The sequence below is a fragment of the Pseudomonas fragi genome (assembly GCF_002269505.1).
Taxonomy (GTDB): Bacteria; Pseudomonadota; Gammaproteobacteria; order Pseudomonadales; family Pseudomonadaceae; genus Aquipseudomonas; species Aquipseudomonas fragi_D.
Map to the genome: position 1 here is coordinate 20,813 of NZ_NQKQ01000004.1, position 25,935 is coordinate 46,747.

A 25,935-nucleotide genomic window follows, 5' to 3' on the forward strand; every position below is an offset into this window, starting at 1 on the left:
TTTTTGCATGCCGCAGCCTCAGGCTTGCGGTATGAAATCGACCCCCCAAGCCGCCCGAAAACTCCTCCACTTATTTGCCTGCGGTTTGATCGTCGCGGTTATTGCGAGTTCGTTCGTTTATTTGCGCGCCGTTTTTAACGAAGAAGTCTCTCTTCGGCGCAGCGTTATGAATGAGGCGGTGTTCAATGCCCAGGATTTTTTCATCAGCCGCCAGACCTTGCTCAAGAGTCTGGTGCTGGCGACTGTGCCTGATAAAAATGGTGACAAATCCTTTGTCAGTGTTGATCCCGAAGAAGAGATAAACATCAGTCTGGGTAGTAAAGCCGGGCATTGGAGCCTTTGGCTGACCCGGCGGATGATGGACTACCTGCACGACAGTAAAGTCAATTTGCTCTATGTACCGCAAACGGATGAACCCCAAGTGGTGCGTCTGTTTGATTTGTCGTCCCGCCAGGAGCCATTGCCCAAGGTGGTCTTGCAACGGTTGGCCGATGAGGGGAGTCGGGGGTACTCCTATGGTGACGACCTGTGGCTGACTGACAACAAGGTACTGGACTCGCCTTTTTATCTGTTCACACGGCTCGACAGTCGCAACCCGGCATCGGGATGGCTGGGCATTGAGGTCGAGGTGCCAGATCTGGTCGAGGCATTGCGCAGTGAAAACGCTGGCGATTTCATGCTGCTGGGCAGTCAGGGCCAGATCATTTTCACCAATGCGGCACAATCCACCCTGATGGATTCGTTGCACACGCTGGAACCCCAGAACTCTTTTGGCTTTATTGGCTCCGGCTGGCTACCCGACAGCCTGGCTATCAGGAAAAAGTTGGGTTATTCAGGCTGGCAAATTGTCTATGCCGTGGACATTCAGTCTTTGCTGCCTGTTCTGGGCTGGCCTTTACTGGTGTGTGTGCTGTTATGCATTGCTGTCTGCATTGGGCTGCGGTTGCTGATCATGCGCATTGATCGACGTTTGATTACCCCGGGCGAAAACCGCATTCAGGCGCTGGTTGAAAGCGAGGCTTTCAGTCGCGCCGTGTTGCAGGTCGCACCCATTGCACTGTGTGTGATCCGCCGCATAGACGGCACGGTGGTGCTTGAAAACTCATTGTCGCAACAGTGGCTTGGTGGCGGCAGTGAGCGGAGCAGGTTGTGCCATGGCTGGATTGCGCGCGCGTTCGATAAGCAGGACGCACGCAATAGCGATGAGATTGAAATGGAAGATGGCCGTCTTCTCTACCTGGCCTTTGCGCCAACCCGCTACAACGGTCAGGACGTGCTGATTTGCGCGTTCAGCGACATCAGCGCCCGCAAGCAGATTGAAGTGACACTGGAGCGCGCCCGCCAACTGGCAGATCGGGCCAATGAAGCCAAGACCTTGTTTCTGGCGACCATGAGCCATGAAATCCGTACGCCCTTGTATGGCGTTTTGGGCACGCTTGAGTTGCTGGCGCGTACGGACCTCAACGATCAGCAAAACAACTATTTGAAAGCCATCGAGCGCTCATCCGGCAACTTATTGCAGTTGATTTGCGATGTGCTGGATGTATCTCGAATTGAGGCAGGCCAATTGCAACTTGAGCTCAACACTTTCAGCCCGATGGAGCTGATAGAGGAGGTGGTTCAAGGCTACAGCGGCGCTGCCCAGGCCAAGGGCCTGCAGTTGTTTGCCCTGATTGATTCGACGGTGCCTGAATGGCTCAGCGGTGATGTCACCCGTATTCGCCAGATTTTGAACAACCTGCTCAACAACGCGCTGAAATTCACTGACTACGGAAAAATAGTCCTGCGCCTGAAAATGGACAGCCGTGATGATGAACGCGTCATGCTGCATTGGCAGATTTCGGACACGGGTAAAGGCATCGCTCATGAAGAGCAGGCTCACCTGTTCGAACCTTTTTATCAGGTGGAGTCGGCACAAAATGTGGTTGCCGGAACAGGTCTGGGGCTGTCCATCTGCAAGCGCCTCATGCACTTGATGAACGGCACCATGCGGTTGGTCAGCGAGCCGGGCCTGGGCAGCAGTTTCACCCTGCATTTGCCATTGGTACAGGTCAAGGACGCTTCTCGCCTGGGCCCTGCGCGCGAGCTATTGCCCAGTACGGTGTACGTAGTTTCGCCCTTGCGTGAGCTGGCTGAATGTTACTGCGCCTGGTTACGCCGCTGGGGAGCGCGGGCGCATCTGGGCGCGCCCAAACAGGGGGCCGCCGCTGATGATGCGGTCATGCTGGAACTACACCCTGGCTCTGCCCAGCAATTGCTGGAGCCCACATGGACAGGGCCTCTGGTAGTCGCTGCCAGTGATCTTGCGGCGGTTCACACATCAGAGAATCCTTGTTGGCAGGCTGATCTGAATAGTTTGCAGGACGTTTATCGGGCGCTTTCCAAGGCTCAGGGCATGCACATCGGAACCCCGCTGGAGGCGGGTGCCGCCAAGGCTGAACTCAAACTCGGCCTGCGCATTCTGGTAGCAGAAGATAATGTGATCAATCAGCTAATTTTGCGTGATCAGCTCGAAGAGCTGGGTTGCACGGTGACATTGGCCAGCGATGGCATTCAGGCGCTGGAACTCTGGCAGGAGGGCAAGTTTGACCTGGTGCTGACCGACGTCAACATGCCAAGAATGAACGGTTATGAGCTGGCTACACGACTGCGGGCGATGAATATGTCGCAGCCGATCATCGGCGCTACAGCCAATGCCATGCGTGATGAAGGTGAGCGCTGCCTGAGCGCCGGGATGAATCATTGCCTGATCAAGCCTTTTACGTTGCATACCCTACACAACTGTCTTCAACACTTCTAAAGGAGGGTCCAGTGAAACCCTATCGTGTACTGGTCGTTGAGGATCATCCCTTTCAGCATGAGTACCTGCTGAATGTTTTCAATGAAGTGGGTGGCTTTACAGTTGACACCGTTTGGGACGGCGATGGTGCTTTGAAGTGCCTGGCGCGTAATGACTATGATCTGTTGCTTAGTGATTTGCTGATGCCCGGCATGGATGGCGTGCAATTGATCCAGAAAGTTGCCGCCCTGAAAAAACGACCGGCACTTGCACTGATGAGTGCCTCATCGCGTCGAATGTTGATCAGTGCCGGGCTGGCAGCGAAGAACCTGGGAATATGCGTGGTCGGTTTGATCTCCAAGCCGGTTGAATTCAATGCCGTGATGCGTTTGAAGGAGCGTATGGCAATTTTTCGGCTCAATGGTGAAGTGGATCCTGCGCTGGCCATAGAGGTCGACCCGCGAAAAATCGAAATGGCGATGGGCAATGGCCAGATCCAGGCCTGGTTCCAGCCCAAGAAATCGCTGCGCAACGGCAACATTCTCAGCGCTGAAGCGCTGGTGCGCTGGGCCCACCCCGAAGTAGGCCTGTTATTGCCCAAAGACTTTCTGTCCATCCTCATTGCCCAGGGGTTGGAAGAGCGTCTGCTGTGGTTGATGCTGGAGCAAACCCTGGCAGCGCAAAGAAAATGGCGTGAGCAAGGCTGGGATATCCCTGTATCCATCAACTTGCCGACGCATTTGCTGGATAACCATGATCTGGCCGACAGTTTGCGCGACTACGTCGTGGCGGATGGTGCAGAGCCGCGCAGTATTGTTTTTGAGTTAATGGAAAGCTCAACCACTGAGGAACTCAGCAATTACTACGCTGGCGCCTGTCGCTTGCGCATGATGGGGTTTGGTTTGGCTCAGGATGACTTCGGCAAGGGGTTCAGCTCCTATTTCAACCTGGTTTCCACTCCCTTCAGTGAGCTCAAAATAGACCGCTCGCTGGTGCATGGCTGCGTCGAAAATGAAAACCTGGCATCAGCACTGCGCAGTCTCGTGGAGTTAAGCCAGAAACTGGGCCTGACGGTGGTCGCTGAAGGCGTGGAGACACAGGCAGAGCTTGCCTTTCTGCGCAGCATCGAATGTGACCAGGCCCAGGGATTTCTGATTTGCGCCGCCGTATCGTGCACCGACTTTGAAACTCTTTTGCTCGAAGATAGCTCTAAGCCATCATGGGGATAGCTTGAGTCATCACTGATGGGCACCCCCCCTGTGCAGGAGCGCATCAGTTCCTGCAGAGTCATGCGTGCCCTTTTTACTGGAGTCAGGCAATGCGCGAGTTAAAGGTAGTGATTGCCGACGATCATCCAGTGGTGTTGCTGGGGCTTCGGGAAGTGATTCAACGTGATGAACGTTTCATTCTGGCAGGTGAGGCGCTGAGCTCTTCGCAATTGGTCGAGCAACTGGCGTTGCATCAGCCTGCTCTGGTGATCACCGATTTCAATATGCCTGGTGATGAAACCTATGGCGACGGCTTGCAACTGATCGAGTATCTCAACGAACAATTTCCGGCAGTGAAGATCCTGGTGCTGACGATGGTGAGCAACCAGCTGATTATCTCGCGGTTGCTGGAAATGGGGGTGGCGGGGGTGATTGCCAAAAGCCATATCCGCGAAGAAATCGGCAAGGCGCTCAATGCCTTGGCCAATGATCGCCCCTACAATGCGCCTGCCGTGCCCGCCACGTCTGTGTTGAGCAACCCCAAGGTCATCGACGAGCGTTTCTCCACGCTGTCGCCCCGCGAAGTTGAGGTTCTGCGCCTGGTTGTAGCGGGAAGCAGTGTGGGTGATATCGCCCGCCAGCTTCAACGTAGCGTCAAAACGGTCAGCACCCAGAAAGTGTCGGCAATGCGCAAGCTGGAGGTACTCAATGACCATGCCTTGATCACTTACTGCATCAAGGCCGATCCGTGGAACCTTTAGTCGCTGCCGACCCGGAGTCATGCACGCCATGCCGCAAATGAAAGTTTTACTGGCTGACGATCACCCGATTGTATTGATGGGGGTACGCGAAATCATTGAGCGTGACCCGCGATTCAAGGTCGTGGGCGAGGCCATGAGTTCTTCGGAGTTGGTCGACAAGATTTCGCAACTGAACCCGGACGTGATCATCACGGACTACAACATGCCGGGAGACGAGCAGTACGGTGACGGTACCCGGCTGGTGGAGTATCTGCGACGACACTTTCCCGGGCCGCGCGTGCTGATCCTCACTGTGATCTCCAATCCGCAGGTGCTGAGCTGGTTGTATGAGTTGGGTATCAGCGGAGTTATTTCCAAGAGTGCAGGGCTTGAGCAAATTCTGGTGGCGCTGGATGCGTTTTACCGTGAGGGGCATTATCAGCAAGGCACCCCTGATGGTGCTCCGGGTGATGATGCAGATGGCATTTCGCAAATGCTCAGCCAGTTGACGGTCAAGGAGTTTGAAGTCTTGCGTCTGTTCGCAACAGGAGTGAGTGTGGGGGAGGTTGCGCAGAGCCTGAATCGCAGCATTAAAACCATCAGCACCCTGAAGATTTCGGCGATGCGCAAGCTGAATGTCGACAACGATCAGGCGCTGCTGATCCTGTGCGTAAAGGCCAATCTGTTCGCCTGATTGGCCGGTGTTACAAGTAGGTCATTTCCATTAGCAGCGTAGAGCTGTAGCTACCGATAGCTGGCAGTTCTTGCTCTGTCTTTACTGGGCGTACCGAGAGTTGAAGCTTGAGCCGGGTGCCGTCAACCGGAAATATCAGTTGTTCGTCCAGCTTCAAATCCAGCACTTTCAACGTACCGGTCATGTCACTCAAGCGGGTTCTGAGCCCCAGCCTGTCGAGCGTTGTGCGCAGTGTATTACTGTCAAAAGAGCCATTTCCCGCACTGAAGCGCAGGTGTACTTGACTGCCCTTGATGCATTGGAAATCAAGGCTCACGTCAGTCCAGCCGGTGATGTCCGAATTCAGCGAATTAAGATTCGTCTTGGGAATATCAACATTCTGTGAGGTCGGGAAATTGGCCGTGCAGGGCGGTTTTATCAGCGTGCCGAGCACTTCAATCAGGGCGCCATCCTGTGCGCGGCTGGCCGAGCTGAACAGCAGCGCAGCGGTCGATAGCAGAGCCACCCACAGGCTTACTCTGGCGAACATGGACACCTCACAGGTACTCGATACTTATGACCGCAGAGGTGCTGAATGCGCCCTCGGTCAGTACGCCCAAGGCAATCAACTTGGCTTTCAAGCTCAGGTCTACCGTACCGCTCTGGTTAGTCAGGTTGCGTTTGACTCCGGTAATGTTGGCGGCTGTGCTGTCGCTGTTCCAGAGCAGTGAATAGCCCAGATTGGCTTTGCCTGTTGACGCTTGGGTGGTTGAGCCCTGAATCGTGCGGGCTGCCAGAATGCTGACGGCCAGCACCGAGTTGGCCGGGCAGGTCATGGTGAGGGGGATGTCGATCAGCGCGGCATCGGCAACCTGGTCATAGCGCAGGCTGCCGAAGTTGGCGGTCAGCGTCTTGCTGCTCGTCAGGGTGCAGGGCGGACGTGTAAGGGTCCCGCTCAGGTTGATGGTCACGGTGTCAGTTACGGCGTTGGCGGCTGTGCTGAGCAGGCCCGCAAAAAGTGCAGCGGTCAGCGAGATGGATAATTTCATGGTCGAGTTCCTGTGCCTGATCAGAGATAGGTGATGTTGAGGGTGTACTGACTGGAGAAATTTCCAGTGGGTGAAACGCTGGTATTCAGGCGTGGGCGGAAACCCAGGCGAATATTGTTGGCACCGTTTGTGAGCGCCAGCGTACGCGGGCTGTTGAAGGTCACTGCGGTGTTGTTGTCGGCCCACGTGGCGGCCATCGACAGGCCTGCCAGGGTCGTGGCTGAAACCCCCGGGCTGCCGCTGATGGCTGCCTGGGTAGGTACTAGCGTGGCGGTCGCTTGCGTACCGCGAGTGCAATTCATGGTGATATTGGCAATTTGCTGCGAGCTGGCGAAGTCATTGCTGCTGAGTGTGCCGAAGGGCAGGTTGAGAGTTTTTGCCGAGCCCATCGAGCAGGCCGGCTGGATGACCCTGAAGCTGAGAATGACTGTCTGCAGGTAGTCGCCGTAAGCCTCATAACCCCGGATAGAGGTATCGGTGAGTGAAACGCTGACCATGTAGTTGCCGGGCGTAACGGGTGCCGTTCCTAGGAGCAGTACATTGTAGGAAAAGGTGTTGCCTACGAATAATTGAACGCAGCTTGAGGGCATGCATGTGCTGCTGGCAGTTCCTATAGGGAGCTCAGGCACCATCAAACCCGAGTTGGTATGGAACACTTGAACCTTGCTGCCTCTGCCCGCGTTGTAGAACTGGCTGTGCTGCAATGACGCGCCATAGGGATACCAACGGGTAACGCGGCAGTTGGCGGTCATGTTGGCGGTGTAGTTCGTTGAGGGCGAGATATCGCCAAGTTGAATAATGCCGGTAGTGCCTGTGGCCGTGCACGCGAGGTTGTTCTGAATCAACGCAAACGCCTGTGGGCTTGCCAGGCTGAGCAGGATGCAAAGCAGCAACAAGCTACCTTTCAAAAGGCTCAGGCGAGATGATTTGGAGGTTGAATCACGCATCGGGAGTCCTTTGGGTGTCTGTCGGTTTGGCATCGCAACTGACGTGCAGTTGACCGATGCCCGTCTCTGACAGGTTGTAGTTATTGAGATCCAGGTCTTTGGCGCACCACGGCTGGCCGTTGACGTTGATCTGCAGTCGCGCCTTGTCGGGCACGCCGGTCATAAATACCCGGCCCTTGTCGGCAACCATCGCGGTGCTCAGCAAGGTACCGTTGAGGTCATAAAGCTGCGCTTCGGCGGCAAAAGGGGCTGGTTTGCCATTGCTTGCACTGACGCTGACCAGCAGGCGGCGGCCGTTATGGGTCTCGAAATTGGCCATTACAAAGGCACCACGGTTAGGGGTGACTTCCTGTACCAGATTGGCGATATCGGTGTTGTCCGAGAGCGAGTCGGTGTTGAGCGATACCTTGTTTTTCCGGTACGGCTGGGCCGAAGGGATAATCGTGTAGCCGCTGCTGTTGGTCTTGATCCCGCTTTTGGTCAGTACGCCCACATCGGCGGCACCGGGGGTGGCGACGATGATGTTGGTCTCGCCCAATGGCTGGGTGAACATTACGGTGTTGCGTATGGCTACCACCGCACCTTCCACGCCGTAGTCCATCTGGCGGGTGTTTTGATCCTTGTTGTATGACCCGTGCCAGATGGCATTGGCCGCGTTGTAACGGGCGGCCACCGAGCCACCGAGCACGCGATCGTCATCGCTGACTTGCTGGTTGACGCCCAGGTTGTAAGACAGGGCATCGTCCTTGAGCTGCGAGCCGCTGAACGTGGCGTTGCGGCTGGCATTACCAGCCGAGTCCTGGTTGGTGCTCAAACCTATCCGGCTGCTGCTGCCCGGGTTACCCAGCGGCAGGCTGACACTCAGCGAAACGCTGCGAATGTCATCCCCGGTTCCGCTGTTCTGGGCCAGGCCCAGATTGTAAGAGGCGCTGCCAACACTGAAGCTGTAGCCCAATTGAACGGACGTATTGCTCTTGGCCCGGTTCCAGTAATCGGTTTTGGTCAGGTTGGCGTACATGCCGCCATAGGTGCCAAATTGTTGCGACACATTGGCGGTAAAGCTGCTTTTCATGTGGCCGGTCAAATACGGCGAAAACGTCGCACTGCTGAACTGCATTTCATCCGTATAGGGGGCGAGCGAGTTGTTGGAGCGTGCGTTGATCGCTTCGTTAAAGCTGTAGTAACCGCTGGTGGAGTAGCGATAGCCGATCAGGCTGAAACTGGTGTCGGTCAGGTCGATGGACTTGGAGTAGCGAAAGCGATAGGACTGCCCGCTCATGGTTTTGGCATCGGTGCCCATGTCGTCGCTGATGGCATGGGTCACGTCCAGTGAAATGGCGCCAAAGCCCGCAAAGTCGTGGGCAAAACCCAGCAGCGCCGATTTGTATTGTTCGCTGACGATACTGCCGCCAAACAGCGTGGTGCCTTCGGTCAGCCCGCGGCGATAGGTGCCTTGGACAAAACCTGGTTTTGGCGTGTTCTGTGCGCCGTCGGCAGGGCGATACTGGCCTGCGGTCACTGCGTAGCTTTGCTGGCCTTCACGCAGCATGTACGGTACCGACGAGAACGACTGGATGTACACCTGGCGCTCGCCGTTGGGGCCCTCGATGGTGACTTCGATATCGCCGTTGCCGGAGGTCGAGTACAGGTCCTTGAGCGCGAACGGGCCTGACGGAACCCACTGCTCGCTGATCACGTAACCACGCTGGCGCAACGTCACCAGCGAGCGGCCATTGGCAACTCCACGCACTACGGGTGCAAAGTTGCGCGCGTCATCGGGCAGCATGTCCAGATCAGAGGCAATGCCCACGCCACGGTAAGAAATGGTGTCAAACAAATCACTGTCGGTCGCGCTTTCACCCACCGTGGCGATAGCCATCAGTTTACCCAGGTCACGCTGTACGTAAGTGTCTACGGACTTCCAGTCACCATCGACGTGAGTGCTTTTTTGCCAGGTGGAGAAATTGCGAAAGCGCCAGGCGCCGCTATTGAATCCGCTGTGCATACTACCGAACTGGGATTGGCGGCTGCCGAACTGGTTCTCGTAGTTACTGCCGGAAAAACTGTAGTTGGCAAAGGCTACCTGTTCTCCGTCGTTCCAGGTTTTGCGCCGGGTCTCGAATGGAACGCTGCCAATGTACGCCTGGGGAACTTGCAGGTTCAGTTGTTGCTTGTTGAAGTCGTAGTCATAGGTGACACCCGTAAGGTCACGGTTGAAGTACACGCAATTGTCAGTACTGATGTCTGCGTTTTTCAGACGAGCCGGATCAATGCCCAAATCCGTCAGGCCTTGAAGACTGAAGCAGGGGAACAGCCCGTTGGGGGTCGAAATCTGGCTCGCTGTCTCGCGAATAAAATGCAGGTCGCGTTGCTCAACAAGCCGGTCATCGACTGACAAGTCAACCCGGTAAATGCCAGGCAGCTGCCCCTGGCTCAAGGCTTTTACTTGCTCGGCCACTTCGCTCGAAGCATTGCCGCCGCCAATTTCCAGAAAGGAAGAATCGAAGCTGTAATCAGCATGGACTACGTTCGATGTCAGACCGGCAGCGCCGAGGGTGACGATGCTCCAACACTTTATTCTGCGCGCGAAAGCGCACATGCGCGGTCGCAGCATGAGGGAGTCCTTCCAGTCGGCGAATTATTCAGTCATCAATGCGGGGTAACGGGAGCTGCCTTGACCGTGCTGCCGTATTCGTTGATGTAGCTGAGGACCAGCGTGTCGCTGTTCTTGACGGCAGTGCCGGTGGTTACCGTGCTGCCCGGCTTGATCACTTCGGGTATGTCTTTGCTGGCGGTGTTGTTGACCAACAGTTCACTGACCACAACGTTGAAGCCCGACGGGTTATGCACCGTCAGTTTTCCACCTTGCGTACCCCACTGAAGTTTTTCTACCGCTTCGGGTAAAGTGCCTTTCAAGTTGGCTGGGCGATAAAACAGTTTGATCGTGGTCTTGAGTGCGATTTGCAGCACGTTTTGATTACGCTGCTCTTCACTCTTGGCCGGGATGGCTTTGACATTGAGCAGAAACAGACTTTCTTTATCACTGGGCAGGTTCTGCGCATTGGTGGCAATCACCCGCAAAATGTTCTGGCCCTTGGCGTCCAGGCGAAACAGGGGTGGCGTGACAATAAATTCGTCCGCGCTTGCATCGCGATTGTCGAACGGGCTGACCCATGACTGAACCAGATAGGGCACGCCATCATCGCCCGAGTTTGAAAGTACCAGGTTGGCTTCCTTCTCCTTGCTTTGATACACAACGCGCGTGGAGCCCACGTTGACGCCTGCCTGAACCTGAGGCAGCCAGAAGCCTGCTGCCAGAGCCAAAAAGGCTGCAACTTTTAAACGCATGAAGGTGTCCTCTAGTTAACGTCAGAGCTCGCGATTAGCCGCGAGCTCCCTCGTTAAAAACATGAATTACTTGTAGGTAACGTCGAAGCTGGCCAATGCATTGACTTTACCGGTACCAATACCGCGTGCACCCGGGGTGTCGCCCGAAGCCTCGGTGTCGGCAACCAGACGTACATAAGACGCGGTGAAGTCAAAAGTGTTGGACTGTGGACGCAGTACGTAATCGTTGCTGGCAGTGTTCAATGCCAGTTTGTTACCTGTACGGGCATCATTGATCTGGATACCGACGCCGCTCACCTGGTTTTCACCGGTCATGCCCAGCACGGTTGCATCGGTGCCGGACTGCTGGCCGCTGAACTTGATGGACGCGTTTTTCAGGGTTGAACCGCTGCAGTTTTCCAGTGAGATCGAAAACGGCGTGGCGCCTGAAGTAGCGACAGCCCCGACTGTGTTCGGGAAGTCGGCAATGCGAACCTGGCCCATATCAACGGATTTTTTCACGCTTTCGCTGTTGATGGTGCAAGCGTTGTCGTTGATGGTGCCGGTGAATTCAACCTGGCCATCAGCTGCTTGCGCGGTAGCGGCAGCCATGACGATCAGTAGCGAAGAACCACAAAGCGCAGTGTATTTACCGAATTTTTGAAACATGTGAGATGACCTCTACAGACGAGTGATGTGTGTTACCCATTTTTATTGCCCCCTCCTGTTCACGGCTTGCCGCAGCAGGTGTTACACAGGATGCAATTAGAAGAGGCTGAACCCCATCAGACGATTCCTGTTCTGGCTGTCTCTGTATCCTTGACCCGCAAAGTTCCTGCTAGAGCGGCAATAACCATGAAGCAAGCAAAGGTACGTCTTGGTGCATTGGCACTGAGCTCACTGCGACTGAACAAACTGCTGCTCCTGCTGACCGGGCTTGCCCTGCTGTTGGTGAGCATGAGTTATTGGGCTGTTAACCGGGTGTTGAAGGAAGAGGGCGAGAAGACCGATTTTCATTTCGCTCGGCTGATGGAAAGCATTCATGAACATGAAGCCTTTTTACGTATTGCTGCGCAGAGCTACAGTCAGTCCAACGACAACCTGCTGATAGACAACCAGCCACGCTCGCACATGGCGCTGATCCGTCAGGGCGATGAGCGTCTGTTCCAGAACCGTGACACCGCCAAGTCATTGCCCTTTACGGTGAGCCAGCGAGACAAGTACACCCATGAAGATATGCAGGGTGTTTACTCGTTCGGGGTGCAGTTGACTGACCTTTTCACGGCTTACTGGTCCGATTCCCACTATGTGGCGCCGCAGGTATTTGTTTTTTCCCCCAGCGATCAATTCACCATTGCGGTGCCCGGCATTGATGGCACACGGCAATACCCCATCCTTCTCAAAAACACCTTTTTCGATGTGACCAAGCGTTTGTACGATGAGCTTGTAGCGCACAGTCAGGAGCTTGATGGGGATACGTTGATCTGGTTAAGAGCCCCGCAGGGGCTGATTCAAAAGCGCAGGTACATTGTTGGCGCTATCGGCCTTAACCTGTCCCGTCAGTTTATGCCGCCGGGGGTTGATGACCATGACTCGGTGATCCTCAGTGCCTTGCTGGATGTCAGCGATATCAGTGACCTGGAGCGCTTGTTGATGCACCCCACCAACAGTCGCCTGACCTTGATCTCGCCTGCAGGTGATGTGCTGCTGGGGGAGGTTCAGGATGTCGAGGATTTACCGCTGGGCTTGAGCATTACCGGCAAAGGCTTGCGCTTCAAGTTGAGTTCGGGCGGGAACACGCCCTGGATCGGCTTGTATGCAATTAGCTATCAGAATTTTTTTGGCTATGCCAAATGGCCTTTGGCGGGAGCCATTGGCCTGCTTCTGCTGTTTGTACTGATTGGCTGGCGCGTCAACCGCTGGTATCGCAAGCAAATCATCGAACCTGCCCAGCGGGCCAGTCAGTCCCTGACGGAAAGCGAAGAATTCAGCCGTGTCATGCTCGACAGCGCCCCCGTTGGCCTGTGCGTGGTCGAGCGCGGTACCGGTGTAGTCTTGCTGGAAAACCAGCGCGCGCACGAATGGCAGGGCACGCCTGAGCTGATAGCCCTGCTCAAGCGCGATTATGGTGAACATGAGTTGGGGGAAATCCAGCTTGAGGTCTCAGGCCGTTATCTGCAGGCCTGTTTTGCTTTCACTCGCTACAAGGGCAAGAACGTAGTGCTCTGTGGTTTCAACGACATTACCCGGCATGTGGATGACGCCAACCTGATGGAACAGGCCCGTCGTTCGGCGGATGAGGCCAGCAAGGCCAAGACCATGTTTTTGGCCACCATGAGCCATGAGATCCGAACACCTCTGTACGGGGTGCTCGGCAACCTTGAACTGTTGGGGCTCACGCCTCTAAGTGATCGTCAGCATGAATACCTGCAAACCATTCAGCGCTCTTCAACGGTGTTGTTTCAGTTGATCAGCGATGTGCTGGACGTGTCCAAGATCGAGTCCGGGCAAATGGCTGTCGAGCTCAAAACATTCTGCCCGCTGGATTTGTTTGAAGACTGCGTACGCAGTTATTCGGCGGCGGCGAGCAATAAAGGTCTGAAGATTTTTGCCTGTCCTGACGCAAGTTTGCCGCCGCTCCTGACCGGGGATGCGGTACGTATTCGGCAAATCATCAATAACCTGCTGAGCAATGCGATCAAATTCACAGACGCTGGCTGGGTGGTTTTCAGGCTCAAGGTGATCGGCATCGAGCAAGGGCAGGCATCCTTGCAGTGGCAGGTTTCCGATACTGGCGTGGGCATTAGCGAGGAGCAACTGACGCGCCTGTTCAAGCCCTTTTCTCAGGTAGGCAGCAGCGAACGCGCTGCTGGCGCGGGTCTGGGGTTGTCAATTTGCGCCCGGCTGAGCGAGATGATGGGCGCCAACCTGCGGGTTGTCAGTGAGCCGGGGCTGGGCAGTAGTTTCTCATTGCACATGAGTTTGCCGGTGGTTGCTGGCGCGCTGGATAACAGCGCCGATATCGACCTTGAGGGGGTTAATGTCTGTGTGCGCGCGCCGCGCAGTGATATCGGGCAAGTCCTGGTTGACTGGTTAAGTCGTTGGGGCGCGCGGGCTCAGGTATTTCCGGCAGTGGAGACGCGTGACGGTCCTGTCATCCTGCTGGACGTTGACCCTGATCCGCAGCTCACGCCGCACTGGTCGGGTGAGCGGGTGATTGCAACCGAAGCGGGGCGCAGCCAGCCGCAAAAAACTGATCGGGGCTGGGAGGTCAATGCCTATGATATCCGGGCCATTGCCCGAACACTGATGCAGGTTGCTCATGGTACCGCTCCCGAGTTGACCTCCAGCGCGGGGCAGCCTCTGACACGCCTTGAGTTGAACGTTCTGGTCGCCGAAGACAACCCCGTCAACCGCGAGATTCTCAAGGAGCAGCTGGAGGCCCTGGGGGTGCAGGTGACGTTGGCCGAGGACGGTGAGCAGGCGCTGCAGCGCTGGCATGAGGCGGCGTTCGATCTGGTGATCACCGACGTCAATATGCCCAAACTCGATGGCTATCAGTTGTCCCGCCGCCTGCGCTCGCTCGATGCGCAGGTGCCGATTATTGGTGTGACCGCCAATGCCTTGCGCGAAGAGGGTGAGCATTGCCTGGAAGCCGGGATGAATGTCTGGCTGGTCAAGCCTTTGAGCCTGACCACCTTGCGCCAGACCCTCACAGCCTACTGCCCCCGGCCTGCAACGGCGCCTTTGCTCACGCTGAAGGTGGATGCGGTGTTGCAGGCAGCGGATGATCTTGAAGACTGGATTACCCTTTCGCCGATGATGCACCGTCTGTTCATCACTACCCTGCAGGAGGACCTGGCGAAGGCGCAGCAAGCTTTGCAAAATGCCAACACCTCGACGCTGGTCAGCTACGTGCACCGGATGAATGGCTCTTTTGCAACGGTTGGAGCGGCCACTCTGGCGGCGGCCTGCAATGCGTGTGAAATCGCCTTGCTGCGCGAGCCCTTGAATCCCGAGACCGGCAAAGTGATCAATGCATTGTTCGATCGTCTGCACCGCGTGCTGGCCAGGCTGGTTGAAGGGGAGCTGTACCCGAAGGGCTAACGCGCCGCTTGCGATGGATGTTCGCCACAGGATCACTGTTGTATCTTGGATTCGTCCCCCAATAATAATATGGACGTTTCTATGGTCTCCAACCCAGCGTTTCTGTCTTCCTCCATGCCCACCTTGCTTGACGCCTTGCGCGAGCTGCTCGGTGAGCGCTTAAGCACCAGCCGTGCCGAATGCGAGCAGCACGGGCGTGGTGAGTCCTACCACCCGACGCTGCCGCCGGATGCGGTGTGTTATGCCGAGTCCACCGCCGAGGTCGCGGCTATCGTCAAGCTTTGTGCCGCGCAGCGGGTGCCGATCATTGCCTTTGGGGGTGGCACCTCACTGGAAGGGCATGTGGGTGCGACGCAGGGCGGGGTCTGCATCGACCTGAGCCGCATGCAGCGAATCATCGCTGTGCGCCCGGATGATCTGGATGTCACTGTGGAGGCCGGGGTTACTCGCATGCAGCTCAATGCCGAACTGCGCACCACCGGGCTGTTCTTTCCGGTCGACCCGGGGGGTGAAAGTACCCTGGGGGGCATGGTGGCGACCCGCGCTTCAGGGACCAATGCGGTGCGTTATGGAACCATGCGTGAAAACGTATTGAACCTGACCGTGGTGCTGGCTGACGGTCAGGTGATCAAGACCGGCGGGCGGGCGCGAAAATCATCCGCGGGCTATGACCTCACGCGCTTGTTTGTCGGCTCGGAAGGCACCCTGGGGATCATCACCGAAGTCACGCTGCGCCTTTACGGTATTCCGGAAACCACCTGCGCGGCGGTGTGTACCTTCCCGACTATTGCGGCGGCGGTCAGTTCGGTGGTGTCGATCATTCAGTACGGCATTCCAGTGTCACGGGTCGAGTTGCTCGATGCGCGCACGGTGCAGGCGGTCAACCGTTTTTCGCAGATGGGCCTGGTTGAAACACCGACGCTGTTTTTCGAGTTCGCCGGTTCCCCGGCCAGTGTGGCGGAGCAGGTTGAACTGACCCGAGAGATTGTTGAAAGCAATGGTGCATTGGGTTTTCAGGCGGCTGGCGATGCTGATGCGCGCAATGCCTTGTGGCGTGCCCGGCACAGTGTCCACTATGCAATGCAGTCTATGCGGCCGAATGGGCGGATCTGGAGCACCGATGTATGCGTACCCATTTCAGCGCTGACCCAGTGCATTGCCGAAACGGCTGAAGATGTGGCCAGGGTTTCATTTTTCGTTGGTATGGTCGGGCATGTGGGTGACGGTAACTTCCATCTGGGGATGGTGGTCGACCCGGGCAATGCCGCAGAAATGATTGAAGCCGAAGCGCTTAATGAACGGGTGGTCGAGCGTGCCATTGCCCTGGAGGGCACCTGCACCGGAGAGCATGGTATTGGCTCGGGAAAGATAAAGTTCATGCACCTGGAGCATGGTTCCGCGCTGGGTGTCATGCACCTGGTCAAGCAGGCCCTCGATCCGTTTGGACTGATGAACCCTGGAAAAATCCTGCCCCTGGGTTGATGTCAGGCTTGAGATGAGGGGTTTTGGCACATAACCCGGGATCGTAAGCGCAGGTATTCATTGGTCTTTTTTTATTTCGGGCTTGACGCACCGACAGTAAAACACGTTTAATTGCCGTCTTGCCCAGATAGCTCAGTCGGTAGAGCAGGGGATTGAAAATCCCCGTGTCGGCGGTTCGATTCCGTCTCTGGGCACCACAACAGCAAAACCCCTGATGCCTCATGGCTTCGGGGGTTTTTTGTTTTCGGGTGGAGCAAATCTGTTCTGCCTGTCCCTTTGTCGCCTCGTCACTCGTTACGCCTTCGAGGGTGTTTACTTCCAATAAGGCTTTGTCTTTTGAAGAGGTGGGCGCGATGAGCAATGAACACGCAGTACCCGAGACGAAAGGCGTTACGGTCACGTTGCTGGCCACCATCGACCTTGGCCCCGAGATCGAGGGAATGGCAGGGCGCCAGCTTCGCATGCGCAGGGTGACGATTGAGCCTGGGGGTGTTTTCGGACCGGTTCATAACCATATAGACAGGCCCGGTACCGTCTACATTCTGCATGGAGTTATCACTGACCATCGAAATGGTATCGCCACGGAGTATGGTCCGGGAGTGGGCTGGCCCGAAGACAGGCACACTACGCACTGGCTTGAGAACAGGGGGGCGGTACAGGCGGTGGAGATATCGGTGGATATTGTCAAGTTGGAGTAAGCGCGCAACGCTCCCACACAATAATCATCGCTCTGCGAGAAGTGATCAACTCAAACCGCGTTGAGTCGATCAACCATATCCGGGAAGCGTTCAACCAATTTGATCAGCAGCGCCGCCTGGGCGTTTGGCTTCGATTTTGATTGCTCCCAGTTTTTCAGGGTGTCCGGGCTGGTTCTGATCTGCCGGGCAAACACTGGCTGGGACATATGCAGTTTTTTGCGGATGGAAACGATTTCGGCAGCAGTTACTTCAGGAGCTGGTAACGCCTTCATTTCGTACTGGCGAAGGGTGATCTTTCCTTCACGCTGCTCGCCCATCTCGTTTACGCCTTGCATTAGCTCGGCAAACAGATCGCGCTTTTTCATTTCCCACCTCGTTGTTTCAATTCTGCGCCGATGGCTGTTTTTAGCGCTTTCTCCTGATCGGCGGTCAGGTTCTCCAGTTCATCTTTGTCGTAGATTGCAAACATCCAAAACTGACCATCATCCAACAGCCAGTAATAGATCACTCTCAACCCACCTCGTTTGCCTTTCCCTCTGCGGGTATCTTGCCAGCGTAGCTTTCTGAATCCTCCTGTGCGCGGCATTACATCGCCCGCAAGCGGGTTCGCCTGCATTTCTACCTGAAGCTGCCGATATTCATCGTCGTTAAGGTAGTCGCCTACCGTGGCGGTGAAGCTTGTAGTTTCAAAGAAAACTGTTTTCATTGGCTTAAAGTGTACGCAACTTGCCTATAGGTTGGCAAATTATGGCAGGTTGTACTGGTTCAGTTGGGGAGTCGGGGAGGTCGATGTGTCACAAGGTATTGATCCAACAAAGGTACGCGCTTAGAGATCAGCAGCATGTCTGCAGGACTAGCTGAGGTATTGGTTTTCCCTTTGTAGCTTTTTTGGCCAGGGATACACAGGAGGGGATACACGGAGGGAAGGTATAGGGGGAGACAAGGAGAAACCCCCAGACACAAGAAAGCCCGCACTAGGCGGGCTTCTTGTACTGTCTGCAGACTCATGGAGACTTCTGTAAACAAGCGTTTGGTGGCTACACAGGGACTTGAACCCCGGACCCCAGCATTATGAATGCTATGCTCTAACCAACTGAGCTATGTAGCCGATGGCGCGCATTATTCCCTCGTACGGGGGGTGTGTCAAGCAAATATCTAAAAAAAATCTTCGTTCTATCAATTGCTTAAGGTTTCACGGCGTTTGGATGGCAATATCTTGCAAAAGAATGGCACATTGACCCACCTGCAAGCGCGCATTCACCAGTCGTACGGAAACCCCAATGGCTCTTAGCAACGCACAAACAACTACAACAGCGTCTTCTCCTGCCCCACAGACCAGCCCCTTGGTCATGCGCATTATCGGCGCCGTGGCCCTGGCGCATCTGATCAACGACCTGATCCAGGCGGTACTGCCGTCGATCTATCCGATGCTCAAGGCCAAATATGACCTGACCTTTACCCAGATCGGGCTGATTACCCTGACGTTTCAGATGACGGCTTCTCTATTGCAGCCGTGGGTGGGTTACTACACCGACCGTCATCCCAATCCGCTTTTGTTGCCAGCCGGGATGGTTTGCACCCTGGTCGGGATTTTGATGTTGTCTCAGGTCGGCAGTTTTCCGCTGATTTTGCTGGCCGCCGCCCTGGTGGGTATCGGCTCTTCTACGTTTCACCCCGAAGCTTCCCGTGTAGCAAGGCTGGCCTCAGGCGGGCGCTACGGGCTTGCGCAGTCGACCTTTCAGGTAGGTGGCAATGCCGGCTCGGCCTTCGGGCCGTTGCTGGCTGCGGCAATTATCATTCCCTTTGGTCAGGGTAACGTGGCCTGGTTCGGCCTGTTTGCGCTGTTCGCCGTCGGGCTGCTGTATGTCATCAGCCGCTGGTACCGCAACCATTTGAATCTGTTCAAGCTCAAGGCCGGGCAGAAGGCTACTCATGGGTTGTCGAAGCAGCGGGTACTCGGTGCGTTGACGGTGCTCGGCTTGCTGGTGTTCTCCAAGTACTTCTACATGGCGAGTCTGACCAGCTACTACACCTTCTTCCTGATCGAAAAGTTCGACGTGTCAGTGTCTACCTCACAGTTGTACCTGTTCCTGTTCCTGGGCGCAGTTGCGGCGGGCACGTTCTTTGGCGGCCCGATCGGTGACCGTATCGGCCGCAAGGCGGTAATCTGGTTTTCAATTCTCGGGGTTGCGCCGTTCACGTTGCTACTGCCCTATGCCGACCTGTTCTGGACCAGTGTGCTCAGCGTGATCATCGGCTTTATCCTGGCCTCGGCATTCTCGGCCATTGTGGTCTATGCCCAGGAGCTGGTACCGGGCAATGTGGGGATGATTGCCGGTATCTTCTTTGGCCTGATGTTTGGTTTTGGCGGGATTGGCGCTGCCTTGCTCGGGCATTTGGCGGACATTCATGGCATCGAGTATGTGTATACCCTGTGCTCTTATCTGCCGTTGTTCGGCGTGCTGGCGATTTTGCTGCCGCGAACGCAAAAAACCTGAATCGGTAGTGGGGGCCACTCCTTGGCCTTGCTCCAGGCGTGCCCTCAATCATGGACATTTCTGAGCGTCCGTGGCGGGCATTAGCAGTGGGTCGCCATCTTGAGCTGTTCGCGAGCTCGCGAGATGCGTGAGCGAACTGTCCCTATGGGAATTTCCAGAGCGTTGGCGGTGTCGCGATAACTGCTGCCGCTTTGCACTGATGCATACAACGTATCGCGCATTTCGATGGGCAGCCGGTTGAAGGCAATGAGCGTTAGCTCAAGCCTGCGGCGAGTCTCAAGCTGACCGTACAGGTCGCGGCTGTGGTCCTGTTCATGGCACCGCGTCTCGTCGAACTCGCAATGCACAGGCCTTGCGTGCAATCGACGAAAATGATTGCGAATCAGGTTCTGGGCAATGCCGCACATCCATGTGCTGAGCGTTGCCTGGCCGTTGAAGCGTGCCTGGCTGCGCCACGCCTCCAGGCAGGTCAACTGAAAAATATCCTCTGCATCTTCGGGGTTCAGTACGCGCTTGTGGATAAACGCTTTCAGCTTTTTTTGGAGGTTAGTCGACAGATCCAGAATGTCGGGGGCTGGGGGGGGAGCATGATCAAGGTGATCCATTTTTTTTCCTCAGGGTGAGTGCTATCGAAAATGGTTTCGACAAAGACTCCTAAGCATCGCGTATGCCAATCCGTGAGGTGAATTCAACTATATGATTTGTATGTGTTTTTCTGTCGTTCAATAACCGCTGTTGTGCCGGATCTTGCGTAGCGGGCCTTGTGCTTGCGCCAGTTTATTCAAAAGCATGTCAATGGAACTCTCAGGGAACCCTTTGCCTGTGGTCAACCACACAGGTCATTGAAAATTCCGGACTTGGCACCGCTATGAAAGTTGACGGGCGAAATGATACCGCGCAGATCCTGCTCTCCTCTTGGGGCGTTGGGAGGCAGACACCGCAGTCTTCTGCGCAAAGTGCCGCCGAAGAAGTCGGCATGTTGTTCAGCCAGAAAGTCGAGAGCAGCAGCAAGGTATTGTCTCAACGCGAGCTGCGCACGGTAGATGCACGGGTGCAGAAGGTTCAGGGTATCCAGCAGTTGAACGAACTCTATGAACAACTGGGGCATCCAGGTCAGATCAGCCTGGGGCTGCTGGCCCGGCAAGTTCGTCTGGAGCTGGCGACAAATACGGGGGTTGAGCATTTGCTGGCGTTGACCGGCGATGACCCGGCCCGCACCAGTGTTGTTTTGCAATACGTGACCGCTCAGGCCCGGATACAAGGGCATGAACGTGAAACGGAGCTGGCGCAGAACGTTCAGGCACAGCTGCACTCCGGCTATTCCCGGCAAATTCAGGCGGGTCTGAATATTGCGTTGGCACTGACGGCAGACGAAAGCGATGCCGCTCTGCGCCAGGCTGTTCGCACGTTGTATTACTCCAAGGTGGTGCTCAAACAATCACTGGTCAGCATTATCCAGGCCTTGCTGGAGTTATTCGATGAAGAGAGGGTCAATGACGGATTGCGTATGATGTCGCGCGCGCTGGCGGATGATATCGCTGCCCACCGACCCTCGGTGCCGACTCTCAAGCTGCGTACCTTGTTGATCGGACTTCAAGGCTGCACCCAGTTGAGCAGCCTCTTGCACAGTTGCAGGTTGTCTATTGAGCGATTGTCATCCCGCGAAAGGCAGGCCGAGCTGTCGCCAGTCTCCCTGTTGCAACGTCTGCTGGAGTACGCGGGCACGGGCATCGATAGCGAAGAGGTGCAAAGCCTGAGTCGGGAGCTGGGTGGCGAGAGCCTTTCCAGTCAACTGGTCTCGCTCAATCAAGTCTATCCGTTGGTCCAGCGCCTCCCGCTGGCCGTTTGGAGTGATTCGCCAAGCCGTCAGGACGTATTGCAGGCTTTTTTTAACCTGATGGTTGAGCACACGCAACGCGAAGGTATCGTCCAGCTGTCGCCCGGGCTGTTGAGGCAGATTCGATGAGGATTGTGCAATGGATCAACAAAGGCCTTGGCAATGTGGCAAGCCCGGGCGAAGTACTCGGGGCCATGCTGGTGCTGGGCATTGTGTTTATCTTTATCGTGCCGTTGCCGACCTGGCTGGTCGATGTGCTGATCGCGGTCAATATCTGCATAGCCAGCCTGTTGATCGTGTTGGCGCTTTATCTACCCAGCCCTTTGGCATTTTCTTCATTTCCTGCACTTTTGCTGTTGACCACGATGTTTCGTCTGGCGTTGTCGATTGCCACTACCCGCCTGATCCTGCTGGAGCAGGATGCCGGTAAGATTGTCGAGGCCTTTGGTAACTTTGTGGTGGGGGGCAATCTGGCGGTGGGGCTGGTGGTTTTTCTGATCATCACAATCGTCAATTTTCTGGTGATTACCAAGGGTTCGGAGCGTGTCGCTGAAGTGGCGGCGCGCTTTAGTCTGGATGCGCTGCCGGGCAAGCAGATGTCCATCGACAGTGACCTGCGTGGCGGTTTGATCGATGGTGCGCAGGCCCGCCACAAGCGTGACCGGTTGTCCCGGGAAAGCCAGCTGTTTGGTGCGATGGACGGAGCCATGAAATTCGTCAAAGGGGACGCCATCGCAGGCCTGGTGATTGTGCTGATCAATATCCTGGGCGGGTTTTCCACGGGGATGTTGCAACACGGGATGAGCGCTGGCGAGGCCATAACGCTGTATTCGGTATTGACCATCGGCGATGGTCTCATCGCGCAAATTCCGGCGCTCTTGATTGCCTTGACCGCGGGGATGATCATCACCCGTGTCGCCCCCGACGACCAATCGCCAAGCAGTCATATCGGTGCACAAATCGGCCAGCAGATAACCAGTGAGCCCAAGAGCTGGATGATCTCATCGGCGGCAATGCTGGCCTTCGCAGCACTGCCGGGAATGCCCGCCCCGGTGTTTGGCTTTATTGCACTGTGTACCTTTGCGCTGGGGTTTTACTTGTGGTCGAGAAACAGGCCGGCCGGGGAGTCGGATCAGGCGCAAGCAGCGCAGGTTGCCCCTGAGCAAAATGGTGATGAAGACCTGAGAACGTTTGATCCTACACGCCCTTATCTGTTGCAGTTCGCCACCGCCCATCAAAGCCTGGAGCGCACCACCCGGCTGATTCACGGGATCCGTCAGGTGCGCAACAGTATCATTACCCGCATCGGCTTGACCCTTCCCTGCTTTGAAATCGAATACAGCGACCTGTTGGCTGAGGATGAGTTTCGCTTTTGTATTCACGAAGTACCCATGCTCAAGGCGACCTTTGATGAGCGCCGGGCCGTGGCACGGGACAGTGTCACGGATGCTCCTCCGAGTGCCCTCAGAGGCAGCGAGCAGCGAGACGAACTGGACTGGCTATGGCTGCAGCCCGACGATCCGCTGCTGGCACGGGAAGGCGTCGAGTCATTCAGTACCCATGCCTTGATTATTGAGCGCATGCGTCAGGCCATGATGATCAGCGGGCCGCAGTTTTTGGGGCTGCAGGAGTGCAAGTTGATTCTCGGCTGGCTTGAGCAACACCAGTCTGAGCTGGTCCAGGAGTTGCAGCGCATCATGCCCCTGTCCCGATTTTCTGGTGTGCTGCAGCGTCTGGCCAGTGAAGGCGTGCCCTTGCGGGCTGTGCGTCTGATTGTCGAAGTCCTGACCGAACATGGCCAGCATGAACGGGAAGTGTCAGCCCTGGCGGACTATGCGCGGATTGCCCTGAAGTCGCAGATCTATCATCTGTACAGTCAGGCTGACGGGCTGCATGCCTGGCTGTTGTCCGCTCATAGCGAAAATCTCTTTCGCGAGGCATTGCGCCAAACCCAGTCTGGCGTGTTCCTTGCCCTGGACCATGAGCTCAGTACGCAATTTGTAGCGTTGCTCAAAGAGGCTTTTTCCCCCCGTAAGCCGGACACCAGCGTATTGCTGGTGGCGCAGGATCTGCGCAGCCCGTTGCGCACATTGTTGTTTGATGAGTTCAACCATGTGCCGGTCTTATCCTTCGCCGAGTTGATGGGCGCGGCCAAGGTCAAGGTGCTCGGGCGTTTTGATCTGCAATTCGACGGTGTGCTGCGGGAGACCGTGTCTTGAGTTCGGGGCATGTTCATCCTGATGGTGCCGCCGTGGTATCCGATTCGGTACAGCCTGGCTTGTTGTTCGAGTTACGAGTGCTGAGCGGTTTGCATGTGGGGGCTGCACTGCCTTTGTTTGGTGAGTGCTGGGGCATCGGCGCCCATCAAGACGCCGACCTTGAGTTGTACGACCCTGGTGTTGAAGCCCGGCATGCCCGGTTGCACTGCATGGACGGGTGCTGGACGGTACAGGCGCAGGAAGGTCTCTTGCAGGATGAAACCGGTACGGCCCGGGCACAGATTGCCGATCTGGCTCCAGGTACTCTGTTTTCAATTGGCGGTATTCAGTTGTGTGTCGCCAATACGCAAAGTGCCTGGGTGGATGAACCCGCAGAAGTATCTGGCGTACAGAGCGAAGCGGTATTCGATCACCCAAATACAGTGCCTGCTGGCCGCAAGAGCAAGTGGCTGGCGCTGGCGCTGAGCGTGTCCGTGCTGATACTGGCGGTACTGGCCTGGCAGCCTTTGAACACGGCACAGGCACTTTCCCCGATGCCATCGGCAGTCAGTGACAGACGTCAGCTTGCAACAACGCTTCAGGTCCATCAGCAATTGCTCAAGATGTTGATCGAGCGAGAGCTGGGCAACATTATCCGGCTGCAGGTGGGGGATGATCGAATCACTCTGGTCGGTGATGTCGGCAAAGACTCGCTGGCGCTGATCTCGCGGATGCTCGATAGCTTCGAGGCGCAGTTTGCAACGCCGGTTGCGATCATCAATCAGGTTCAGGAGATCAGCACGGCGTTGCCCTTCAGGATCGTCCAGATAATCGGCGGTAAAAAGGCCCATGTTGTTTTGGCAGACGGGCGACGGCTGTTTTTTGGTGATGAGACTGATGGTTTGCGCCTGACTGCGATCGACAATCGCCGAGTGTTGTTTGAAGGCAAGCAGCGCTATGAGGTGAACTGGTGAACCGTGCGACTGCTGATGGCCTTGAGTGCTGGCGACAGCGTCAGTTCACGCGCTTGGCGGGCTTTTCACCGGTGACCCTGTGCGGTCGGGTGTTGCGGATCAATGGCATGCTCCTGCAATGCCGCTTGCCCCAGGCCCGAATTGGCGATCTGTGTCGGGTTCAGACGCAGGGTAGCGCATGGGTATTGGCAGAGATCATCGGCTTTGATCAGCTCGACGCAACGCTCAGTGCTTTGGCGAGCCTGGAAGGTATAAGCGCGGGGGCAGCAGTTGAGCGGCTTGGGGCTGTGCATCAGGTTCGCGTCGGCAATGACTTGCTGGGGCAGGTGCTCGACGGATTTGGCCGGGCGCTTGCAGACAGTTGCGCAGGCGCCTTTGCCAGGCCGCCTTGCGATGATGCCAAGGCAGTGGTATGCGACGCGCCCCTGGCCACTCAACGGCCACGTATCAGTCGCGCTTTACCGACAGGGGTACGGGCCATCGACGGGTTGTTGACTCTGGGTGAGGGTCAGCGAGTCGGGCTGTTTGCCGGTGCCGGTTGCGGCAAGACCACCCTGCTGGCCGAAATCGCCCGCAACGTCGAGTGTGATGTGATCGTGTTTGGCCTGATCGGCGAGCGTGGCCGCGAGCTGCGAGAGTTCCTTGACCATGAGTTGGACGCGGGGCTGCGGGCCAAAGCCGTGCTGGTGTGCGCGACCTCTGATCGTTCAAGTATGGAGCGTGCGCGGGCAGCTTTTACCGCAACCGCCCTGGCCGAAGGCTTTCGTGGAAAAGGGCAGCGGGTGTTATTGCTGATCGACTCCCTGACCCGCTTTGCCCGCGCGCAGCGGGAAATCGGCCTGGCTGCTGGTGAACCCTTGGGGCGAGGCGGGTTGCCGCCCTCGGTTTACAGCCTGTTGCCACGTCTGGTCGAGCGCGCAGGCCTGACCCGCGAGGGAGCTATCACCGCGATCTATACCGTACTTATCGAGCAGGACTCCATGGGCGATCCGGTTGCAGATGAAGTCCGCTCCTTGCTGGACGGTCACATTGTGTTGTCCCGCAAACTGGCAGAGCGCGGTCACTACCCGGCAATAGATGTGCTGGGCAGCCTGTCACGGATTCTGAGCAATGTGGCTGCGCCAGAACATGTACAAAACATGGTCGCGTTAAGGCGATTGCTGAGCGCGCATCAGCAGATCGAACTGATGCTCAGGCTGGGTGAGTACCAGGCGGGCAACGATGCATTGACCGATATGGCCGTGGAAAGCCGACAGCGGGTTGAGGCCTTTTTGCGTCAGGACTTGCGCAAGCCTGCGGGTTTTGCGGCAACCCTTGAGCAACTGCACGAGTTGACGGCCCATGTGCCCTTCTGAAAACAGTCTGCAGGTAACCGATCCCCTGCGGCTTTTACGCCAGCATCGGGTCGATCGGGCTGA

General features: G+C 56.4%; 21 protein-coding genes and 2 tRNA genes. 13 read left to right on the forward strand and 10 right to left on the reverse strand.

The window, feature by feature from the left end; translation table 11 throughout:
- The first annotated feature begins 31 nt into the window (after positions 1–31).
- From CJU81_RS05120 to CJU81_RS05135, 4 genes are all read left to right on the forward strand, one after another.
- Positions 32–2,800 (forward strand): ATP-binding protein, encoded by a 2,769-nt coding sequence (locus CJU81_RS05120; protein WP_095035767.1) that lies wholly within the window; start codon positions 32–34, stop codon positions 2,798–2,800.
- Positions 2,801–2,811: 11 nt separating this feature from the next.
- Positions 2,812–4,008: an EAL domain-containing response regulator gene (locus CJU81_RS05125; protein WP_095029073.1), complete on the forward strand. Its 1,197-nt coding sequence runs from the start codon at positions 2,812–2,814 to the stop codon at positions 4,006–4,008.
- Between the two features lie 89 nt (positions 4,009–4,097).
- On the forward strand, positions 4,098–4,748 hold the full coding sequence (locus CJU81_RS05130; RefSeq protein ID WP_095029072.1) for a response regulator: 651 nt from the start codon (positions 4,098–4,100) through the stop codon (positions 4,746–4,748).
- A 28-nt stretch (positions 4,749–4,776) separates the two neighbouring features.
- Positions 4,777–5,421 carry a response regulator gene (locus CJU81_RS05135; RefSeq protein ID WP_095035768.1) on the forward strand — a complete coding sequence of 215 codons (645 nt, stop codon included), beginning with the start codon at positions 4,777–4,779 and terminating at the stop codon, positions 5,419–5,421.
- 10 nt (positions 5,422–5,431) lie between these two features.
- Here the strand turns inward: CJU81_RS05135 and CJU81_RS05140 are convergent, their stop codons facing one another.
- The 6 genes from CJU81_RS05140 to CJU81_RS05165 all read right to left on the reverse strand — a co-directional run bounded on the left by CJU81_RS05140 (position 5,432) and on the right by CJU81_RS05165 (position 11,392).
- On the reverse strand, positions 5,432–5,950 hold the full coding sequence (locus CJU81_RS05140) for a fimbrial protein (RefSeq protein ID WP_095035769.1): 519 nt from the start codon (positions 5,948–5,950) through the stop codon (positions 5,432–5,434).
- 7 nt (positions 5,951–5,957) lie between these two features.
- Complete coding sequence (locus tag CJU81_RS05145) at positions 5,958–6,449, reverse strand: fimbrial protein (RefSeq protein WP_095029069.1); 492 nt, start codon at positions 6,447–6,449, stop codon at positions 5,958–5,960.
- Positions 6,450–6,469: 20 nt separating this feature from the next.
- Complete coding sequence (locus tag CJU81_RS05150; protein WP_095035770.1) at positions 6,470–7,396, reverse strand: fimbrial protein; 927 nt, start codon at positions 7,394–7,396, stop codon at positions 6,470–6,472.
- Complete coding sequence (locus tag CJU81_RS05155; RefSeq protein WP_095035771.1) at positions 7,389–10,010, reverse strand: fimbria/pilus outer membrane usher protein; 2,622 nt, start codon at positions 10,008–10,010, stop codon at positions 7,389–7,391. Before CJU81_RS05155 ends, CJU81_RS05150 begins: the two co-directional genes overlap by 8 nt.
- Positions 10,011–10,045: 35 nt before the next feature.
- Positions 10,046–10,744 carry a fimbrial biogenesis chaperone gene (locus CJU81_RS05160; RefSeq protein WP_095035772.1) on the reverse strand — a complete coding sequence of 233 codons (699 nt, stop codon included), beginning with the start codon at positions 10,742–10,744 and terminating at the stop codon, positions 10,046–10,048.
- A gap of 66 nt (positions 10,745–10,810) precedes the next feature.
- Positions 10,811–11,392 (reverse strand): fimbrial protein, encoded by a 582-nt coding sequence (locus tag CJU81_RS05165; protein WP_095035773.1) that lies wholly within the window; start codon positions 11,390–11,392, stop codon positions 10,811–10,813.
- A gap of 186 nt (positions 11,393–11,578) precedes the next feature.
- On the opposite strand from CJU81_RS05165, the gene CJU81_RS05170 reads away from it, so the two are divergent.
- The 4 genes from CJU81_RS05170 to CJU81_RS05185 all read left to right on the forward strand — a co-directional run bounded on the left by CJU81_RS05170 (position 11,579) and on the right by CJU81_RS05185 (position 17,010).
- The gene (locus tag CJU81_RS05170) at positions 11,579–14,830 is read left to right on the forward strand and encodes a hybrid sensor histidine kinase/response regulator (protein WP_095035774.1); all 3,252 of its coding nucleotides are present in this window, start codon (positions 11,579–11,581) and stop codon (positions 14,828–14,830) included.
- An 81-nt stretch (positions 14,831–14,911) separates the two neighbouring features.
- A complete protein-coding gene (locus tag CJU81_RS05175; RefSeq protein WP_095035775.1) occupies positions 14,912–16,312 on the forward strand; it encodes an FAD-binding oxidoreductase in 1,401 nt (466 codons plus the stop codon).
- A gap of 121 nt (positions 16,313–16,433) precedes the next feature.
- Positions 16,434–16,509, forward strand: a tRNA-Phe gene (locus CJU81_RS05180).
- Positions 16,510–16,665: 156 nt separating this feature from the next.
- The gene (locus CJU81_RS05185) at positions 16,666–17,010 is read left to right on the forward strand and encodes a cupin domain-containing protein (RefSeq protein WP_095035776.1); all 345 of its coding nucleotides are present in this window, start codon (positions 16,666–16,668) and stop codon (positions 17,008–17,010) included.
- A 50-nt stretch (positions 17,011–17,060) separates the two neighbouring features.
- Here the strand turns inward: CJU81_RS05185 and CJU81_RS05190 are convergent, their stop codons facing one another.
- From CJU81_RS05190 to CJU81_RS05200, 3 genes are all read right to left on the reverse strand, one after another.
- Complete coding sequence (locus CJU81_RS05190; protein ID WP_095035777.1) at positions 17,061–17,375, reverse strand: helix-turn-helix domain-containing protein; 315 nt, start codon at positions 17,373–17,375, stop codon at positions 17,061–17,063.
- Positions 17,372–17,716, reverse strand: a complete 345-nt coding sequence (locus CJU81_RS05195; RefSeq protein ID WP_095035778.1) for a toxin — start codon at positions 17,714–17,716, stop codon at positions 17,372–17,374. The genes CJU81_RS05190 and CJU81_RS05195 overlap by 4 nt, the downstream gene beginning before the upstream one ends.
- A gap of 325 nt (positions 17,717–18,041) precedes the next feature.
- Positions 18,042–18,118 (reverse strand) — tRNA-Met (locus CJU81_RS05200).
- 172 nt (positions 18,119–18,290) lie between these two features.
- On the opposite strand from CJU81_RS05200, the gene CJU81_RS05205 reads away from it, so the two are divergent.
- Complete coding sequence (locus CJU81_RS05205) at positions 18,291–19,508, forward strand: MFS transporter (protein WP_095035779.1); 1,218 nt, start codon at positions 18,291–18,293, stop codon at positions 19,506–19,508.
- A gap of 80 nt (positions 19,509–19,588) precedes the next feature.
- On the opposite strand, the gene CJU81_RS05210 is transcribed toward CJU81_RS05205, so the two are convergent.
- On the reverse strand, positions 19,589–20,113 hold the full coding sequence (locus tag CJU81_RS05210) for an RNA polymerase sigma factor (RefSeq protein WP_095035780.1): 525 nt from the start codon (positions 20,111–20,113) through the stop codon (positions 19,589–19,591).
- Between the two features lie 371 nt (positions 20,114–20,484).
- Here CJU81_RS05210 and CJU81_RS05215 point away from each other — a divergent pair, with 371 nt between their 5' ends.
- From CJU81_RS05215 to CJU81_RS05230, 4 genes are read left to right on the forward strand one after another with little or no spacing between them, the layout of a single operon-like run.
- Positions 20,485–21,474: a TyeA family type III secretion system gatekeeper subunit gene (locus CJU81_RS05215; protein ID WP_095035781.1), complete on the forward strand. Its 990-nt coding sequence runs from the start codon at positions 20,485–20,487 to the stop codon at positions 21,472–21,474.
- Complete coding sequence (gene sctV, locus CJU81_RS05220; RefSeq protein ID WP_095035782.1) at positions 21,471–23,564, forward strand: type III secretion system export apparatus subunit SctV; 2,094 nt, start codon at positions 21,471–21,473, stop codon at positions 23,562–23,564. The genes CJU81_RS05215 and sctV overlap by 4 nt, the downstream gene beginning before the upstream one ends.
- Entirely contained in the window at positions 23,561–24,517 is a 957-nt protein-coding gene (locus CJU81_RS05225; protein ID WP_254924785.1) for an FHA domain-containing protein, read from the forward strand. The genes sctV and CJU81_RS05225 overlap by 4 nt, the downstream gene beginning before the upstream one ends.
- Positions 24,514–25,872, forward strand: a complete 1,359-nt coding sequence (locus CJU81_RS05230; protein WP_095035783.1) for a FliI/YscN family ATPase — start codon at positions 24,514–24,516, stop codon at positions 25,870–25,872. Before CJU81_RS05225 ends, CJU81_RS05230 begins: the two co-directional genes overlap by 4 nt.
- The last annotated feature ends 63 nt before the right edge of the window (positions 25,873–25,935 follow it).

Coding starts and splice junctions, on each gene's coding strand:
- CJU81_RS05120 (WP_095035767.1), top strand. CDS start 32: ATGAAATCGACCCCCCAAGCCGCCCGAAAACTCCTCCACTTATTTGCC.
- CJU81_RS05130 (WP_095029072.1), top strand. CDS start 4,098: ATGCGCGAGTTAAAGGTAGTGATTGCCGACGATCATCCAGTGGTGTTG.
- CJU81_RS05135 (WP_095035768.1), top strand. CDS start 4,777: ATGCCGCAAATGAAAGTTTTACTGGCTGACGATCACCCGATTGTATTG.
- CJU81_RS05140 (WP_095035769.1), bottom strand. CDS start 5,950: ATGTTCGCCAGAGTAAGCCTGTGGGTGGCTCTGCTATCGACCGCTGCG.
- CJU81_RS05145 (WP_095029069.1), bottom strand. CDS start 6,449: ATGAAATTATCCATCTCGCTGACCGCTGCACTTTTTGCGGGCCTGCTC.
- CJU81_RS05150 (WP_095035770.1), bottom strand. CDS start 7,396: ATGCGTGATTCAACCTCCAAATCATCTCGCCTGAGCCTTTTGAAAGGT.
- CJU81_RS05155 (WP_095035771.1), bottom strand. CDS start 10,010: ATGCTGCGACCGCGCATGTGCGCTTTCGCGCGCAGAATAAAGTGTTGG.
- CJU81_RS05160 (WP_095035772.1), bottom strand. CDS start 10,744: ATGCGTTTAAAAGTTGCAGCCTTTTTGGCTCTGGCAGCAGGCTTCTGG.
- CJU81_RS05165 (WP_095035773.1), bottom strand. CDS start 11,392: ATGTTTCAAAAATTCGGTAAATACACTGCGCTTTGTGGTTCTTCGCTA.
- CJU81_RS05170 (WP_095035774.1), top strand. CDS start 11,579: ATGAAGCAAGCAAAGGTACGTCTTGGTGCATTGGCACTGAGCTCACTG.
- CJU81_RS05175 (WP_095035775.1), top strand. CDS start 14,912: ATGGTCTCCAACCCAGCGTTTCTGTCTTCCTCCATGCCCACCTTGCTT.
- CJU81_RS05185 (WP_095035776.1), top strand. CDS start 16,666: ATGAGCAATGAACACGCAGTACCCGAGACGAAAGGCGTTACGGTCACG.
- CJU81_RS05190 (WP_095035777.1), bottom strand. CDS start 17,375: ATGAAAAAGCGCGATCTGTTTGCCGAGCTAATGCAAGGCGTAAACGAG.
- CJU81_RS05195 (WP_095035778.1), bottom strand. CDS start 17,716: ATGAAAACAGTTTTCTTTGAAACTACAAGCTTCACCGCCACGGTAGGC.
- CJU81_RS05205 (WP_095035779.1), top strand. CDS start 18,291: ATGGCTCTTAGCAACGCACAAACAACTACAACAGCGTCTTCTCCTGCC.
- CJU81_RS05210 (WP_095035780.1), bottom strand. CDS start 20,113: ATGGATCACCTTGATCATGCTCCCCCCCCAGCCCCCGACATTCTGGAT.
- CJU81_RS05215 (WP_095035781.1), top strand. CDS start 20,485: ATGTTGTTCAGCCAGAAAGTCGAGAGCAGCAGCAAGGTATTGTCTCAA.
- sctV (WP_095035782.1), top strand. CDS start 21,471: ATGAGGATTGTGCAATGGATCAACAAAGGCCTTGGCAATGTGGCAAGC.